Source organism: Ralstonia sp. TCR112, from assembly GCF_007997035.1.
Lineage (GTDB): Bacteria > Pseudomonadota > Gammaproteobacteria > Burkholderiales > Burkholderiaceae > Ralstonia > Ralstonia edaphi.
In genome coordinates this window covers 46744-63589 of the sequence record NZ_VOSS01000029.1, presented here as the reverse complement: position 1 = coordinate 63589, position 16846 = coordinate 46744, and the positions used below count along the sequence as shown (strand labels likewise).

Sequence of the window (16846 nt, the reverse complement as noted above, 5' to 3'; positions counted from 1 at the left end):
TTGCGCACCGCAACCGACGTGCCCACCGCACCCGTCTCCGCCATCCAGCCGACAAGACCTGCACCACCACTGCACCGCAACGCGGCGCAAACGAGGCGGGGTAGCAATGCCTCTGCTCCCGCCGTGGCGCGGTCGTTGCGTAAGGGTTACACGCGCTTGTAACGCTTGCTGCGCAAGGTGACCCAGGCGTCGTCAGCGGGGGTGGTGCGCACGTTCGCGCCGCCGCGTGGGACGGCCGCGCAGTCGGTCCAGCAGACGCTGCGACACGCCGGCCGGCGCATCGGCGGTGCCGAGCAGCGTGCCGAGCGGGCGGAGGCGCTCGACGTGATCACATACCACCTTGATCATCGCCGTGATGGACGTGCCCAGCAGCAAGCCCCACAGGCCCCACAGCCAGCCCCACAGCAGCAGGCCGATGTAGACCACACACGGGTCGAGCTTGGACGCCCGGCTTTGCAGCCATGTCACGAGCAGCGTGCCGACCAGCGTGGCAAGCAGCAGCGTCACCCCTGCCACGACAAGCGCATCCGACCACGCGCCCATCTGCAGGTATGCCCCGATACCACTGGCCACGGCAATGACCACCGAACCCAGATACGGCACGAAATGCAGCACGGCGGTCGCCAGACCCCAGACCGCCGCGTCCTCCATGCCGAGCAGCACAAAGGCCACCGTGGTGAGGATGCCCAGCACGATGTTGGTCGCGAACAGCACCAGCAGGGAATACTGGATCTGCGTGCCGATGACCGCCATCATGCGCACCGCGCGCTTCTTCTCGCTCAGCGTGTTGCCCACTGCGCGCACCCATTTGCGCTTGAGCGCCTGACCCGATGCAAGCAGGAAGTAGACGAGAAACGAGACCACCACGAGCTGCCCGGCAAGCGCGAAGAGATTGGCGGAGCCGGTCCATAGAAACTCGCGCACCGGCAGCACCGGCTGCGCGGAAGCTGCCTCGGCAGGCGCCGCGGCCGCAGGCGAACGCTTGGCAGGCGCCGGCGCGGCTTGCCCTGCACGCCTTCGGCGGCGTGCTCAAGCGCGACGGTCACATCGCGCATCTTGTCGAACGCGCCGCCCATGTGCCCGCGCATTCCGTCGATGGCCTGCGCCATGCGCTCCGCGGCGACCGGCAACCGGTTCGCCATGGCCGAGACGCCGTCTTGCATCCCGAACGCCAGTACCGCACCGGCGATCCACAAGCCGAGCACGACGATAGCGGCAGCAATCGGGCGCGGGACATAGCAGCGCCGCAACCACACCACCACCGGGTTCAAGGCAAACGCGAGTACCACACCAAGGGTGAACGGCACCAGAAACGCTCGCGCCCATTGCAGAAACACCAACGTGCCGCCAATGGCCACCAGCACCATCGCCACGCGCCAAGCCGGCTGCCGCAGCCCATCGAGGAGGCTGCCGTGCAAGGGTTCGGGCGGCGAGGTGGAGGGAGTGGGTTCGGCTGGCATGACAGAGAAAGTGGTTCAACCTTCTCTGCGCAAAACTCGTGCCCCCGCCGACTAGGTCGGTGCGGAGACCCGCATGGCAAGCGTGCGCAACGTGCGCACCAGATCGTACGGCGACACAGGCTTGATCAGATGTTCCTGAAAGCCCGTGGCCAGCGCCCGCGCGCGATCGTGCGGCTGCGCAAATGCGGTCAGCGCGATGGCGGCCATCGGCGTAGCCCCGGCGGGCAGGTGCTCGCGTTCCCACGTGCGGATTCTCTGCAGGATTGCGTAGCCGTCCTCATCGGGCAGCGCGATGTCGCACACCACGGCCTGCGGGTGGCCCGCTTCGCCCCGTGCACCCCAGACGTCGAGCAGCGCCATCGTCTCGTGGCCGGAGCCCACGCTGCCGACTTCCGCGCCGACCTGCGTCAGCAACGTCGCCAGCGCGTCGCGAGCGTCCTGCTGATCGTCGACCAGCAGCACGCGCAGTCCTGCCAGTGAAGGCAACGGCCCGGTGCGTTCCGGATCTTCCGCCAGCGGCGTGATCAGATCAGCCCCGGCATGCAACGGCAGGTACACGGTAAACGTGGCGCCATGCTGGTCGCCTTCGCTGCGCGCATACACGCGCCCGCCGTGCAACTCGGTCAGACGCTTGACCAGAGCTAGCCCAAGCCCCAGACCACCCGTGCGCCGCGTGTGCGCGCCGTCAGCCTGGCGGAATGGATCAAACAGATACGGCAGGAACGCCGGTGCAATGCCGCGGCCATTGTCGCGCACGACAATGCGCGCCACCTCGCCCAACAGATCGGCCGACAGCCAGACATCGCCGCCTTCCTGCGTGAACTTGATGGCGTTGGTCAGCAGGTTCCACACGATCTGCTCGACGCGATCGGCATCGCCGTCGATCTCATGATCGTTCAGGTCGATGGTGGTATGCAGGGCGACGCGGCGTTCCGCAGCGAGGGTGTGCACGCTGTTGAGCGCGCGTTCCAGCGCCGTGCGCAGCACGAACGGTTCGCGCGTCAGGCGCAGCTTCCCGCTCATCACGCGCGTGGCGTCCAGGAGGTCTTCGATCAGGCGTACCTGCTGCTCGACGCCGGTCTTGATGCCCGCCAGCGCGCGTTGCATGAGGGGCGCCCCGCCGGCCACCTGGCTTTCCAATACGTACGCCCAGTTCTGGATGCCATTGAGCGGCGACCGCAGTTCGTGCGACACCACCGCCAGGAACTGATCGCGGGCCAGTGCTGCAGCTTCCGCCTGTGCACGCGCAGCTTGTTCACGCAGCAACAACGCATCGCGCTCGCGCTCGGCCTCCGTGCGTTCAGTCACGTCGTAAATAATCAGCAGCGCCGATTCGATGGCGCCATTCCGGTCCGCTTCCGGAATGACGCGCGCGTTGTAGTGGGCCCCGCGCGGGCGACCGTCCTGCACGTCGAGATGCAACGCCAGCGTCTGTTCTGCGCCAAGGTCGAACGCGCGGCGCGCAGCGTCCTCCAGCGGCTCCGTGACCTCGACGGAAAGGGGCGATGCCACCAGCGTCTTGCCAATCATCACGGCGGGGGCCACCCCAAACGCGTCGTTCACCGCGCGGTTCACATACACGCAGCGCAGTTCGCGATCGAGCCGTGCGATCACGTCGGGCGCGTTTTCCACCAGCGTGACGAATTCGCGCTGATGTCGAAAACGCTCGTGCTCGGCCGCCTTGCGCTCGGTGATGTCTTCGACCACGCACACGAGCGCCTGCACTTGGCCGTCCGACCCGTGCTGCGGCGAATACGCAGCGTGCACGAACCGGCGGCCAACGCCGGCCGGGTACTGCAGTTCCATTTCAAACTCGACGCGTTGCCCCGCGAATGCATCGTTCAGATGCGACAGGACCCGCGCATAGGCGGCCTCGCCCATCAGTTCACGCAGATGGCGCCCGAGCACGTCCTCGTGCCGAAAGCCCAAGCGCTGCGCGTACGCGCGGTTGGCGAAGCGCACGCGGTGCTGCGGGTCGATCTGTACCAGCGGAAACGGCACGCTTTCGGTCAGCCATTGCAACTGGAATTCCGACTCGGTGAGCGCGGCAAGGGTCTGATGGCCGTGCGTCACGTCTTCGACCACGCCCACGGCGTGCGCCGATGCACCGTCGACGCTTGGCATGAGGTAGCCCCGTTCGCGAACGCGATATTCGCGGGCTTCGCCGTGGTCATCTCCGAGCCATCGGTATTCGAGCACGAACTCCTGCCCCCGTGCCAAGCCGTCCCAGGCAGCACGCAATGCCATGTGATCATCTGGATGCACATGGGCGAGCCAGCGGTCGCGAGCGCCGCACAGGGAATCGGGCTGCACGCCCCACGTCTGCGCTCCGGCGCTTACGTGCAGACGCGTGCCCGTCAAAGGATCGTCTACCCAGAACACGTCAGCCTGCTTCCTGACGGCCGGTGCAGCACGCGCCGCGCACGGTGCGCGCACGGCTGCCGACCAGCCCGTTACGGATTCACTCATTGCGCCCTTCGTTAGCAGTTTTCATTCCCGGCACGCCCTCAAAAAAAATGCGGTGCCGCAGCACCGCATCATAGGGCGTGAAGCCGGCTTACTGCGAGGGCAGCTCAGAAGCCGTCTGCGAAGCGCCGTTGGCCTGTGCCACCAGCACGCGAATCGCGTTCGGTGTGACGGCGCCCACGCCGCCCGCGGGCAGCGTGGTAATCAGCCAGTCGGCGTTGTTGGCCAGGCTGAACGGCTGCGACGTGAAGATGACGTTCTTCGTACCCGCCGTCGCCACCCGCACCTGGTACGTGCCGCCGTCGACGTAGATCGAATCCTGGGTGCTGGCCGGCGCCGCGCCGCCGTACGATGCACCGCTCATGGTCGGCGCGATGGCAGCCAGGTCCACATTGGGCGCGGTCACATACACGTCCACATTCGGAGCGTTGTACGAAGCGTTGAAGGTCCGCACGCGCGCCTTGTCTGACAGGATCGACTTGTTATACGGGTCATCGATCAGCGCCAGGCTCGTCGCCGAACCGTTGGCGCCCACGATGGCCAGCGCGGTATAGCGGTGGCCGTTTGCCGGCGTGAACCCCGTCGAGGCGAGCGGCGTGCTGCTGCCCGTGTTGGACACGGTGGCCGTGCTGGCCGTGGCGTCAATGCCGAAGTAGTTGCTGACGTTCTTGAAACCAACATTGCTGATCTTCGTGGTGCCGTTCACACCAAAGTCAACGTTGCCGATGAATGGGTTGGCGTGCACCGTGCGGTACTGCGGCGAACTGGTGCCGATGATCTGCCCGATGTCGTCGTCACCGCCACCGCATCCAGCGATCACGCCCAACGAACCCAGCGCCAGCACGGCGACGATCTTCCTGATCTGTATCTTCATCTTGCACCTCGGAGGGAGAGTCCTGTCATGAACCGGGCCGCATGCATCACGCGCCCATGTACGTTGTTGTCGACTTGTGGAGCCGAAGATAAACGCGCACATTCAGCGCGCCTATCGAACCGGTTCCGATCGTTTTGTCGGAAGCGTCCGACATACGAAGCGACGTTCCCGCATTGAGCATGGCGCGTGCCCATCGCACTTGAATGCGGCCTCCAATCGCTGCAGGCGGCGGGGCGTGAATGCGGATCGCTATACTTGCGCGATCCGTTTTGTCTTCGTGTTCCACACACGCTCCGCATGCTTGAACCGCGCCCGGCCGACGCCGTGCCCCTTCCCGATAACGCCGCTTCCGAGGCCGATTTGCAGGCCTTCGCGCACGAGCGCGAGCGCGTGCAGGCGTGGCTCGCCGCGCGCGCTTCCGGCGCTCGTGCGGTGAGCGCTTCCACGCTGTCGCAGTACCGCGTGGAAGCCGAGCGCGTGTGCTGGTACGCGCGCACCTTCGGTAAGCCGATCGCAAGCTGGCAGCGCGACGACGCGTCGGCCTATCTGCGCTTTTTGCAAGAACCGCCTGCATGGGCGATCAGTGCGCGCGGCATCGAACGCAACGATGCGAACTGGACGCCGCTGCGCGGCCCGCTTTCGGCACGCTCCACACGCCAGAGCAGCATCATCGCGGCGAACCTCTGCGGCTGGCTGCTGCGCATGGGCTATCTGCGCGCGAACCCGTTTCTCGATGACGATGCGATCGTCATTACCGTGCCGGCGCCGAGCACGCCCGCGCCCCGGTCCGTCGCAGCGGCCGGACCGGACACCGCACTGGGCGCGTCCGACATGGCATTGATCATCGATGCCGTGCGGGCGCGCGTCGCGCTCGGCCGGGAGGCCGCCTGCGTCAGGCGCGTGACCACTTTCTCGCCGTGCTGCTCGCCCAGGCGGGCATGCGTGTATCGGAGCTGATGTGCGCGCGGATGGGCGACGTGGCGCTGCACGCCGTTCCGGCCTCGCACGCAACAGCCGACGCACAGCTGCCGGCATCGGTCTGGCTGCTGGAGGTCGGCACAGGCCGTTCGCAGCGCTGGCTGCCCTGCGATGCGCTGATGTCTGCGCTGCGCGAGTACCGCACGGCCTTTGGCCTCTCGCCGCTGCCCCTGCCGAATGAAGCCACGCCGCTGCTGCTGTCGGTGCGCAAGCGCTCGCCGCGACGCGCAGACGGCACCATCATCGACTCACCAGCCCTGCGCCGCGATTTCGGAGAGCGCAAGGGCATCGCCTCGCGCTCGCAACTGCTGCTCATCGTCAAGGCCATGCTCGGCGAAGCCGCTGAATACGCTCGCGCCATCGGCCACGCCGACGCTGCCGTACGCCTCGCGAATGCCTCATTGCGCGGCCTACGCGGCGCCCATCTGCGCGAGCGGCTTGCCACCGGTGAGCCGGCAGCCGACGTTGCCCACGCGCTTGGCCTGGCTGCCCTGCCGAGCGCCGCCGTGCGGGCGCGCGAAGCCGATCTGGTCGCCAGCATTGCCGACGCCGCACGCAGACTGGCCGTGCCCTCTCCCTGACATTCCTCCACACATCGCGCAGAAACGGGTACGCCCCGCCTGCGTGGGTGCCATATCAACGCATTGTCGAAACCAATTGTCGGCGCGATTTGCGCGACAGTTGTCGCTTACCTCGTCCGCAGAATTGGGTACGCTTTGTCGTTGAATCGTCGACGGCAGTACGCAGAAACGGGTACGCTCGTCTGCGCAATCGCACGCAGAAATGGGTACGCTTCGGCGCAAATGCTCCAAAGAAAAACGCGGACCCGAAAGTCCGCGTTCGTTGTGATCCGCTTGAAGACACTGGCGCTCAATGCCCGCCGGACAGATAGAAGAAGCGGAACAGGAACACCGCCGAGATGATCCACACGATGACCGGCACCTCGCGCATGCGCCCGGTGAACAGCTTCAGGCCCGCGTAGGTGATGAAGCCGAACGCAACGCCGTTGGCGATCGAATACGTGAACGGCATCATCAGCGCCGTCAGCACCGCTGGCACGGCCTCGGTGGTGTCTTCCCAGTTCAGGTCGACCAGCTCGCGCAACATCAGGCATGACACATACAGCAGCGCGGGCGCCGTCGCATACGCCGGCACCACGCCCGCCAGCGGCGAGAAGAACAGACACAGCAGGAAGAGCGCGGCCACCGTCAGCGCCGTCAGCCCCGTTCGGCCGCCCGCCTGCACGCCCGAAGCGCTTTCGATATAGGCGGTGGTCGACGACGTCCCCAGCAGCGAGCCCGCCATGATGGCCGTGCTGTCGGCCAGCAGTGCCTTGTTCAAACGATCCATCTTGCCTTGCTTGAGCAGGCCCGCGCGGTTGGCCACGCCCATCAGCGTGCCGGTCGCGTCGAACAGCTCCACGAGGAAAAACACCAGCACGACATTCAGGATGCCGACCGACAGCGCGCCAATGATGTCGAGCTGCATCAGCGTGGGCGCAAGCGACGGCGGCATCGAGACCACGCCGTGGAAGGTGTTGCCCGCAAAGAAGAAGCTCGCTGCCGTCACGGCCAGAATGCCGATCAGGATGGCGCCCTTCACACGCAGGTGGTCCAGCGCCACGATCACGAAGAAGCCGATCACCGCCAAGATGACCGAGGGCTGGTGCACATCGCCCAGCGTCACGAGCGTCGCCGGATTCCCGACAATCAGCCCTGCGCCCCGGAGCGACACGATGCCCAGGAACAGCCCGATGCCGGCCGTGATCGCCACGCGAATCGAATGCGGGATGCCGTTGACGATCATCTCGCGGATGCGAAACACACTCACCAGCAGAAACAGGCAGCCGGAAATGAACACCGCGCCCAGCGCCGCCTGCCACGTAAAGCCCATGCCCTTGACCACCGCGTACGCAAAGTAGGCGTTCAGGCCCATGCCCGGCGCCATCGCGATGGGGTAGTTCGCGTACATCCCCATGATGATGGTGCGATCGCCGCGGCGATGCAGGTGGCGACAAACACCGCGTCGTGGGGCATGCCGGCGTCGGCCAGGATGTTCGGGTTGACGAAGATGATGTACGCCATCGTCAGGAACGTCGTCAGTCCGGCGAGCACTTCCGTGCGAACGTCGGTCTGATGTTCCTCGAGCTTGAAGGTGCGCGCGAGCCAAGTCATTCAGGTTGTCTCCTCTTGTTGTGAAGTGTCATCGTCGGCCGGCGCTGTCCTGCGCGTGGCTCCCCCACTGCACGCCCACCATGGGGCGAGGCTACTCTTAGCAAGCTTCCGGCACCACGAGGCGGCGCGGTCCAAATACTGTTCATGCGAATCGGATGATGGAGAACGCGCCGGCCATAGGGTCGGGCCAGCGTGCGGGATGCGCATGATGCCCGAAACGCATGACCTGTGCACCCATGGGACAAGACCTGCCACGTCGGCGGCGAAGGCTGTCCGAATCTTCCATAAACCGTACCCGTTTCTGCGAAAACCAGATACTACGCGGCGTGCGTAGCGATTGACGTACCCATTTCTGCGCGTGGCTCCGCAGAAACGGGTACGTACATCTCCAAGGGACGGCATGCGCAACCACAACGCAGATGCGTACCCGTTTCTGCGGGCCATGAAGGCGAAGCCGTACCCGTTTCTGCGCATGCTCGCGCGTCATCTCTGTCTCAAAGCGAACCTGTTTCTGCGAGTGGGGCCCGAATCGGGCGTACCCGTTTCTGCGCGGGCTTCCGCAGAAACGGGTACGCCTGGTTTGCAAGGCGTCACGCCAAGCCTTTGGCCAATAAGGCTTTTTACCCGCAGAAACAGGTACGGTGGCCAGCAGCCGGAGCCTGGAGGTATCAGCAAACCGCTCCCTTCCCTGAAGGTTTCAGCGATGAAAGTTCGGAATTCGAGCATCAAGACAAAACGTTCGATGGGGCGCGATCAGCTCTGCCCGAGAGCCGCGGCGCAGAAACGGGTACGCACGTAACGCAGCCACACTGTGTAGAGCGTGTGCTCGCTTTCATGGGAAGCGTTTAACAGACTCGGCTCGAACAATCACAGCGATCCGCACACGCGCAGATTTGGGTACGGTGATCGTGTCGACCCAGCCCATATCCCCGCAGAAACGGGTACGCATCTCCAGCTGTCAGGTCGAGGGCCTGCCAAAAGAACGCCGAATCGGCCGCAGAAACGGGTACGCACAGACAAAAACAGCCCGGATCACGCTGCCCAGCCTCTGTTTTCTGTGGATAACACTGTGGACAACATGATGTTATCCCCGCAGATTCCGGTACGCCCAATGCGCAGAAGCGGGTACGGTTTCGCGCAGAAGCGGGTACGCCATCGCGCAGAATCTGGTTCGGGCAGTCGCAGAATCTGGTTCGGTTTACCCCCCTGAACCTAATACCGGCAAGGCTTTGCGGGCCGCGTATACGGTTTACCTGTAGTAAACGTAGAAGGTATATATGGCTTGTAGTGAGGAAAGGTCTTCCGTGGACAACCTTGACGGTTGCCCACCGATGCCCTTCCCGCGACAACGAGCAAAAATAAGAAAACGTACCCAATTCTGCGTGACAAGGCGAAGGCGTTTTAGTACAAAGGCTCTGAACAATTCTTGCCCACCATGGTCACCAAACGCCTCACACCCAATGGGAAACCGGACGACAATGCGTCCGGCCGCATCATCGTCCCCTCGGGAGGGCAAGTCATTGCCGCGCCGGAGAAGTTTCAGCGCCTGTTCGATGAAGCGCAGGCAATGGAACGCGAAGACGCCTGGCAAAGCGGCGAAGTCGGCTTCCTCAGCCGCGCCAGCGTCCAGGTCACGCTCCCCTATCGTGCTCCCAAGGGCGCGCCGCCGGTCTGGACACGCTCCAGCGGCAACATTTCGTTGATGATCCAGCCGGGCTACTTCACGCAGCAGCGTTCGGAGCGGGCCAGCAATGGGCGCCAGCGCATCGTTTCGGAGACGGTCTCTTTCGGCTATCCGTATGGTTCGTATCCGCGCCTGATGCTCGCCTGGATCGGCAAGGAGATCATGGCGAAGAAGAAGCGCGGCGAATTCCAGGGCACAGTGGAAGACCGGCGCATTTCGCTGGGCAACTCGTTGTCCGAGTTCATGTACAACCTGGGCATCCCGATGGCCACGGGCGGCAAGCGGGGCACCATGACGCTGGTGCGCCAGCAGATGATTCGCCTGTTCTCGGCCACGATCGCCATCGTGCAGAACAAGTCGGCGCCGAGCAGCCAGAATCAGAACCAGGAGCCGCTCTCGATCGATCGCATTGGTTACTTGCTGGCGGACCAGCTGTCCACCTGGTGGGATCCGATGCAGCCGGGCCAGGGCTCGATGTTCGAGAGCTTCGTGGTGCTGTCCGAACCGTTCTTCAACGAACTTGTAAATCGGCCGGTGCCGGTGGATATGCGCGCATTGAAAGCACTCAAACAATCGCCGTTCGCGCTGGATGTGTATTCCTGGCTTACATACCGCTTCTTCACGATCCAAAAGCGTACAGAGATCCCCTGGGAAGCGCTGCAGATGCAGTTCGGAACTGAAACCGAAAGCGAGCGGAAATTCCGCGCGTTGTTCCGCAAGGCGCTGAAGGACGTACTGGTCGTCTATCCGGACGCGAAGGTGGACGCAGACTCTTCCAAGGCGCTGATTCTGCAGCCCTCGCGTACCAGTGTACGGAAGCTGGCCTGAAATCAAGCGAAAGCGTCGGGCAAAAAAGAAAGGGGAGCAGATGCTCCCCTTTTCTCATCTCAGGCGATCAGCCCGAAACTTATTCCGGCTTGATCGCCGAGGCTTGCAGACCCTTCGGGCCTTGCTTCACCTCGAAGGTGACCTTCTGGCCGTCCTTCAGGGTCTTGAAGCCCGAACCCTGAATTTCGGAGAAGTGCGCGAACAGATCTGCGCCGCCGCCGTCCGGAGTGATGAAGCCGAAGCCTTTGGTTTCGTTAAACCATTTGACAGTACCCGTGGCCATGCAAAAATTCCTTTAAAAAACAAAAAACACGTCGTCCAGCCGATCCGGACATCGCACGAAGAACCGGCTGATTCCGAATCTTGCGTAGACAAAGTCTTCAGACGACTGTCTAAGCATCATAACCAGTTTGGAGCAGAGTGTCGATGGGCGGCATTTTTCCCAAATGTCGCTTTTATGCACCTCACTGGTAAACACCTAGGAAGCTCGTAAATACAAGGCTGAACGCCTATCGTTATGCGCTAAAGACCGCATTTAGATCTCAATTTAGGTGAATTGAAAACCCAGTCTTTTCCGGCCTTTGGCGTGCCCGCGATGAGGCCCATCGGTGAAATTTATATGAATTGAATTTTATCGATCTTGTGTTTTTTGTCGGTCTTCCCTAAGATGAGCGCTGCTGACTTTCAGCGCTGAAAGTGGAGGGCCAGTGAGCGCCAAGATCGTAACGATATTCAATCAGAAAGGCGGCTGCGGCAAGACGACGGTCAGCATGCACATCGCCGGAACCCTTGGTTTGCGGGGAAGCAAAACGCTGCTCGTCGATATGGACGAGCAGGGCACGGCCACGCGATGGGCCGCTCAAGCACCGGAAGACAAGCCCTTTCCTGCCTCTGTGATCGGTTTGGCACCGTCTGGCGGTGCCATGCACCGCGAGGTCCGCAAGTTTGTGGCGGACTACGACTACATCGTGGTCGATTGCCCTCCGGCGGTTCACTCGCCGTCGTCATCGAGCGCGCTACTGATCTCCGACATTGCCTTGATCCCTGTCGTGCCGTCCCCGCCCGATCTGTGGGCTGCGGTCGCTGCCAAGGCTCTCGCTCAGCAGGCTCAGGTGACGAACGAAACGCTCCGTATTCGTGTGCTCGCGAATATGGTTCAGCGACGCGTCTCGCTCGCTAAACAAGCAATTGAGATTCTTGGTGATGATGGAGATATTCCTTTGATGGATTCCATGATCGGCTCGCGCTCTGCGTTTCGTGAGTGCCAGGCGATTGGAGCGACGGTGCACGGCGTGTCGGGCGCCCGGGAAGCCATCAGTGAAGTCGACATCTTGATCGACGAGGTGTTGCAGTTGTTGCAGGAGGAACGTGTATGAGCGCGAAGTTGAAATCGCTCAAAGACGGCATGCTGGCCGGCATTGCCGCAGAGAAGACCAAGGCAATACCGGTCGATCGTTTTGCTTTGGCAGAGAAAGCGATTACGTCGCACCCCCGCGGGCTGCTCGGCCAACCGGCTCCCGCCTCCGCTTTCAGCGCTGAAAGTCCCACGCCTGCGAATAGTTCCGAACGGCGCGTTATCAAGGTCCCGCTGGACCGACTGCAGGAAAATCCGCTCAATGCCCGCCGCATTTACGATCCGCAGATCGTCCAGGAGCGGGCCGCATCCATCGCTACGCATGGTCAGCAGACGCCTGGGTTGGCGGCACCAGACCCGGCACGGCCCGGCTGGTATGTCCTGATCGATGGCCACTACCGCAAGCGTGCCTTGGCTGCCGCTGGGAAGGCCGAGATGGACTGCTTCATCGAAGACGGGCTCTCAGATATCGATTTCTACCGTCTGTCGTTCGTCTTGAACGAGCAGCGTTCCGGCCAATCGGTGCTGGACAATGCCATCGCCTGGCGGCAGCTACTTGACGAAGGAAAAGTAAAAAAAGAAGAAGATATTTGTGAAATTACCGGCGTCTCTGCGGGAACGGTCAACAAGACCCTGGCGCTGTTGAAGTTGCCGGAGTCTGTCCTCGAAGTGATGAAGGAGCGGCCGGCGGGCATCGGTATCGCGACCGGATATGAGTTGACGTTGTACTTCAAGAGCGCCGGCGAAGACCGCACACGGGAGCTGGTGCATCGTGTGCTGGAAGAAGGGCTCTCCAGCCGCGACGTCGAACAGATCCGCAAGGTGGCTCAGGAGGGGCGTACCCGCAAGGTCAAGGAAGTCAGCCGGCAGTACAAAATTCGAAGCGCTGAAGGTGATCTTCTCGGCACAATCAAGGAATGGGATTCCGGACGCGTGATGCTCGATGTGAAGCTGGCAGATCGTGGCGCGCGGGAATCGCTGGTCGAGGCACTGAAAAGCCGATTTGGCCTGGACGTTGCGCTGCTGTAGTCCGGTCCCCGTTCTACCTGCCAGGAGCGCCCGATAGGGCGCTTTTTTTTTTTGCGTCGATTCTGCGGTGCTCAAACGTCCTCGCCCTCCTTGGCGTACCCGTTTCTGCGTGTCCAATTTGCTTGGTTGTGCGTCCAACACGGCTGCCGTCGGCGGCAAACATGCGCCGAAACAGGCAGACTCGGTGTTTGGGACGGGACTCAGCGGCTCGGAATGCGACTGCAACAAAAATCGAATAAATGAAAAATAATGAACGCTATATCGGAGATGTTGAGGTTTTTAACCCTTCGTGTACACTATAAGGACATTTCACAGCCCCTATGGCACGCCCCGGTCTCTATTTCTCGCCTGAACAGCAACAGCGGATCGTCGAAGCGATCCGGAGGCTGGATATTGCCTTCCCGCACGACAACGCAGTGTTCCTGGATGAGGTGATCGAAGCCGTTCACACCGTGACGCGCCGTGTTTATGGCGTTCGGCGCTACGTGCAGTGGTTGGCGGACGCTGGAGTGCGCCGACGTCCGAGCAATACGACGCTGCAAAAGGCAGTCGATCGAGCGCAGGGGCGTGGGACTGCGGCAAGCGGCGTTGTCGCGGATGCCGTTGAACCGTGGCCGATCCCGTCGGCGCACGCAGAAACGGGTACGCTTTCGCCGGGTGAGGAGCGCAACCGTATCGCCTCGCGTGCGATTGGCGCGCCGGGGGCCGGCGCGGAGTGGATGGAAGCGCGCATTCGGGCCGAAGTGGCGGAGCGCGCGCTGGAACACGAGGCCGCGCGCAACCGGCAATTACAGGCCGCGATGGCGGACCTGGAGCGCCGTCTTGGCGAGGCGCTCGCGACTGCGCCTGCTGTGCCTCCAAAGTTGACCGACGCGACCCTAGAGCGCCTGGAACAGACCATGGAAACGGTGTCCCGGCTTGAGGGCGCGGCCAACGCGCTGGCCGGTACGGAGCGCTTTCTCCGCCTGCAGAACGATGCGGTGCGTCAGCAGACGCAAAACGAAGCCGATCAACTCCGGCAGCGCATCCGCACCCTCGAAGCTGAGGTCGCGCAACTGAACGCGCAGATTGACGCCTACCGGCGCGCGCCCGAGCGCACCACGCCGGTCTCCCGCGGCTGGGTCAAGCCATCCTCCTGAATTCCTGAATTCCTGAAGACGCCGTCAGCGGATGCCGACCGTTCCGGCGTGCACACAGGCGGCGCGACCAGTACGCAGAATTGGGTACGCTTTTCAACTTTCGGCGCTGAAAGTCGCGGCGACGGAGTTGCAACCGGTTGTAGGAAAAACGCCAAGACGGTCGCCGTGACAATACGGAGGGCACCCCAGATGGCGCTCCATCAAAGGGTCGACCCCCTTGGCTTTGTGCTGGCATATGACTTGCTCATGACGCTACGTCTCACCAATGGAGCTGTCATGAACGAGAAGATCACCAAGGCCGTGTTTCCCGTGGCGGGGCTCGGTACACGTTTCCTACCAGCCACCAAGGCCAGCCCGAAAGAGATGCTGCCTATCGTCGATAAACCGCTGATCCAATATGCGGTGGAGGAGGCGGCCGCTGCGGGTATCACGGAAATGATCTTCATCACGGGCCGTGCCAAGCGGGCGATCGAAGATCATTTCGACAAGGCGTACGAACTCGAAACCGAACTGGCGGCCAAGAACAAGCAGGCGCTGCTGGAGATGGTGCAGTCCATCAAGCCGGCCGGCGTCGAGTGTTTCTATGTGCGCCAGCCCGAGACGCTGGGCCTGGGCCACGCGGTGCTGTGCGCGCAGAAACTGGTACGCGACGAACCCTTCGCCGTGATCCTGGCCGATGACCTGCTGGACAACCAGCCCCCCGTCATGCAGCAGATGACGGAGCTTTACGATCACTACCGTTGCTCCATCGTGGGCGTCGAAACGATTGCGCCGGAAGCTTCGCGTTCGTATGGCGTGGTGGCGGGCCGTGAATGGGATGACCGCCTCGTCAAGCTCGACGGCATCGTGGAGAAGCCGGCACCGAAGGACGCACCGTCCAACCTGGGCGTGGTCGGCCGCTACATCCTGACGCCGCGCATCTTCGATCATCTGCGCAATTTGAAACCGGGCGCCGGCGGCGAACTGCAATTGACCGACGCCATCCAGAGCCTGCTGGCTGAAGAGCAGATCCTGGCTTATCGCTACCGTGGTCAGCGTTTCGATTGCGGCAGCAAGTTCGGTTACCTGCAGGCCACCGTCGAGTTTGCCCTGCGCCATCCGGAAGTGCGTGCTGACTTTGAGGCGTACTTGCATGACCGCCTGGGCCTGGCCCAAACACATCAGGATGTTTCTACCGAGATGGATTCGTTGGTCCGTGACACCATTCCGCTGAGCGTGGCCGCCTGAGCCTCGCCTCTCTCTTTCTCAGAATCGGTCGTGCGGGTTTCCGCACAGGTTGCCCCGGTCGATTCTGAGAAACCGCACACTCCTCCCGTCGTCCCCTGTTCCGTCGATTTCCCGTAAAGCCTTGTGCCATGGCATTTGCGGCACATCGGCGCGTCTGCTTTTCGCATGGAATGCTTCTTGAGTAAGAGCGATCACCCATAAACCGGCGGACCGCTCGGACGTCGCGCACGCAGCCAAGTGTGCCGATATGTCACAAGCAAAGGTCGCCGCCAACGCTCCAAGGAGACACCATGACGCAGCCTCAGGCTGGCGCGGTCACGGGCGACTTTTCGCCCGCGCAGGCCCCCACCAAAGACACTCCCGCAGATGTTCGCCGTCGTCTGCGATCCATCTTCTCCGGTTCGATCGGCAACCTGGTCGAGTGGTACGACTGGTACGTCTACTCGGCGTTTGCGCTGTACTTTGCCAAATCGTTCTTCCCCAAGGGTGACCAGACCGCGCAGCTGCTCAACACGGCGGCGGTGTTTGCGGTGGGCTTCCTGGCGCGTCCGGTGGGCGGCTGGCTGATGGGCATCTATGCCGATCGATACGGCCGCAAGCGCGCGCTGTTCTTCTCGGTGGTGCTCATGTGCGCGGGCTCGCTGATCATTGCGCTCACCCCGAGCTACGCGACGATCGGCGTGGCGGCCCCGGCGTTGCTTGTGCTGGCGCGGCTGCTGCAGGGGCTGTCGGTTGGCGGGGAATACGGCACCTCCGCCACGTATCTGAGCGAAGTCGCCAACAAGGAAAACCGCGGCTTCTATTCGAGCTTCCAGTACGTCACGCTCATCGCCGGCCAACTGACGGCGCTGGCGCTGCTGATCGTGCTGCAGCAGTTCGTGCTGTCGCCGGCGCAGCTTGAGGCGTGGGGCTGGCGCATTCCGTTCTTCATCGGCGCGCTGTGTGCGCTGGTGGCGATGGCGATGCGCTCGCACATGGAGGAAACGCAGTCCTTTACCGCAGCGAAAGCCAACAAGAAGCGCGGTACGCTGTCGGAGCTCGCCAAACATCCACGCGCCGTTGCGACGGTCGTGGGCCTGACGATGGGCGGTACGGTGGCGTTCTACACGTACTCGATCTACATGCAGAAGTTCCTGGCGAACACGGTGGGTCTGTCCAAGGATCAGGCGACGCTGGTGTCCGGCGCCACGCTGTTGCTGTTCGCCATGCTGCAGCCGATCGTGGGCGGGTTGTCTGACCGCATCGGCCGCCGTCCGATCCTGATTGCGTTTGGCGTGCTGGGTACGCTGTTCACCGTGCCGATCATGACCGGCATCAGCCAGACCACCAACGTGTGGACGGCGTTCTTCCTGATCATGGCCGCGCTGGTGATCGTCTCGGGCTACACGTCGATCAACGCGGTGGTGAAGGCGGAGCTGTTCCCCGCGGAGGTCCGCGCGCTGGGCGTGGGTCTGCCGTATGCGCTTACGGTGTCGATCTTTGGCGGCACGGCTGAGTACATCGCGCTGTGGCTCAAGCAGGCGGGTCATGAGTCGCTGTTCTACTGGTATGTGACAGGGGCCATCTTCCTGTCGCTGTTGGTGTACGTGTTCATGCGCGATACTCGCGAGCATTCCCGCATCGAACATTGACC

General features: G+C 62.8%; 11 protein-coding genes and 2 pseudogenes. 7 read left to right on the top strand and 6 right to left on the bottom strand.

Going from position 1 to position 16846, the window contains the following annotated elements; translation table 11 throughout:
- Positions 1-192 precede the first annotated feature (192 nt).
- The 4 genes from FUT88_RS26660 to FUT88_RS10385 form a co-directional block, all read right to left on the bottom strand.
- The gene (locus FUT88_RS26660) at positions 193-864 is read right to left on the bottom strand and encodes an AI-2E family transporter (RefSeq protein WP_261797110.1); all 672 of its coding nucleotides are present in this window, start codon (positions 862-864) and stop codon (positions 193-195) included.
- A complete protein-coding gene (locus FUT88_RS26655; protein ID WP_261797105.1) occupies positions 780-1460 on the bottom strand; it encodes an AI-2E family transporter in 681 nt (226 codons plus the stop codon). Before FUT88_RS26655 ends, FUT88_RS26660 begins: the two co-directional genes overlap by 85 nt.
- A gap of 51 nt (positions 1461-1511) precedes the next feature.
- Positions 1512-3929 (bottom strand): PAS domain-containing protein, encoded by a 2418-nt coding sequence (locus FUT88_RS10390; protein WP_147214931.1) that lies wholly within the window; start codon positions 3927-3929, stop codon positions 1512-1514.
- Between the two features lie 88 nt (positions 3930-4017).
- Positions 4018-4800 (bottom strand): DUF4397 domain-containing protein, encoded by a 783-nt coding sequence (locus FUT88_RS10385; RefSeq protein WP_147214929.1) that lies wholly within the window; start codon positions 4798-4800, stop codon positions 4018-4020.
- Positions 4801-5097: 297 nt separating this feature from the next.
- Between FUT88_RS10385 and FUT88_RS10380 the strand changes: the two are divergent.
- A pseudogene (locus FUT88_RS10380) lies at positions 5098-6359 on the top strand (integrase).
- 289 nt (positions 6360-6648) lie between these two features.
- Here the strand turns inward: FUT88_RS10380 and FUT88_RS10375 are convergent.
- Positions 6649-7952, bottom strand: a pseudogene (locus FUT88_RS10375) (NCS2 family permease).
- 1435 nt (positions 7953-9387) lie between these two features.
- Between FUT88_RS10375 and FUT88_RS10370 the strand changes: the two are divergent.
- Positions 9388-10464, top strand: coding sequence for a replication protein RepA (locus FUT88_RS10370; protein WP_147214927.1), 1077 nt, complete (start codon positions 9388-9390; stop codon positions 10462-10464).
- Positions 10465-10543: 79 nt separating this feature from the next.
- Here the strand turns inward: FUT88_RS10370 and FUT88_RS10365 are convergent, their stop codons facing one another.
- Positions 10544-10747 carry a cold-shock protein gene (locus FUT88_RS10365; protein ID WP_004632415.1) on the bottom strand — a complete coding sequence of 68 codons (204 nt, stop codon included), beginning with the start codon at positions 10745-10747 and terminating at the stop codon, positions 10544-10546.
- A 424-nt stretch (positions 10748-11171) separates the two neighbouring features.
- Between FUT88_RS10365 and FUT88_RS10360 the strand changes: the two genes are divergently transcribed.
- From FUT88_RS10360 to FUT88_RS10340, 5 genes are all read left to right on the top strand, one after another.
- Positions 11172-11840 (top strand): ParA family protein, encoded by a 669-nt coding sequence (locus tag FUT88_RS10360; RefSeq protein WP_147214925.1) that lies wholly within the window; start codon positions 11172-11174, stop codon positions 11838-11840.
- Positions 11837-12847 carry a ParB/RepB/Spo0J family partition protein gene (locus tag FUT88_RS10355; RefSeq protein ID WP_147214923.1) on the top strand — a complete coding sequence of 337 codons (1011 nt, stop codon included), beginning with the start codon at positions 11837-11839 and terminating at the stop codon, positions 12845-12847. Before FUT88_RS10360 ends, FUT88_RS10355 begins: the two co-directional genes overlap by 4 nt.
- A 320-nt stretch (positions 12848-13167) precedes the next feature.
- Entirely contained in the window at positions 13168-13986 is an 819-nt protein-coding gene (locus FUT88_RS10350) for a DNA-binding protein (protein WP_147214921.1), read from the top strand.
- Positions 13987-14262: 276 nt separating this feature from the next.
- On the top strand, positions 14263-15213 hold the full coding sequence (gene galU / locus FUT88_RS10345) for a UTP--glucose-1-phosphate uridylyltransferase GalU (protein ID WP_147214919.1): 951 nt from the start codon (positions 14263-14265) through the stop codon (positions 15211-15213).
- Positions 15214-15503: 290 nt separating this feature from the next.
- A complete protein-coding gene (locus tag FUT88_RS10340) occupies positions 15504-16844 on the top strand; it encodes an MFS transporter (RefSeq protein ID WP_147214917.1) in 1341 nt (446 codons plus the stop codon).
- Positions 16845-16846 lie beyond the last annotated feature (2 nt).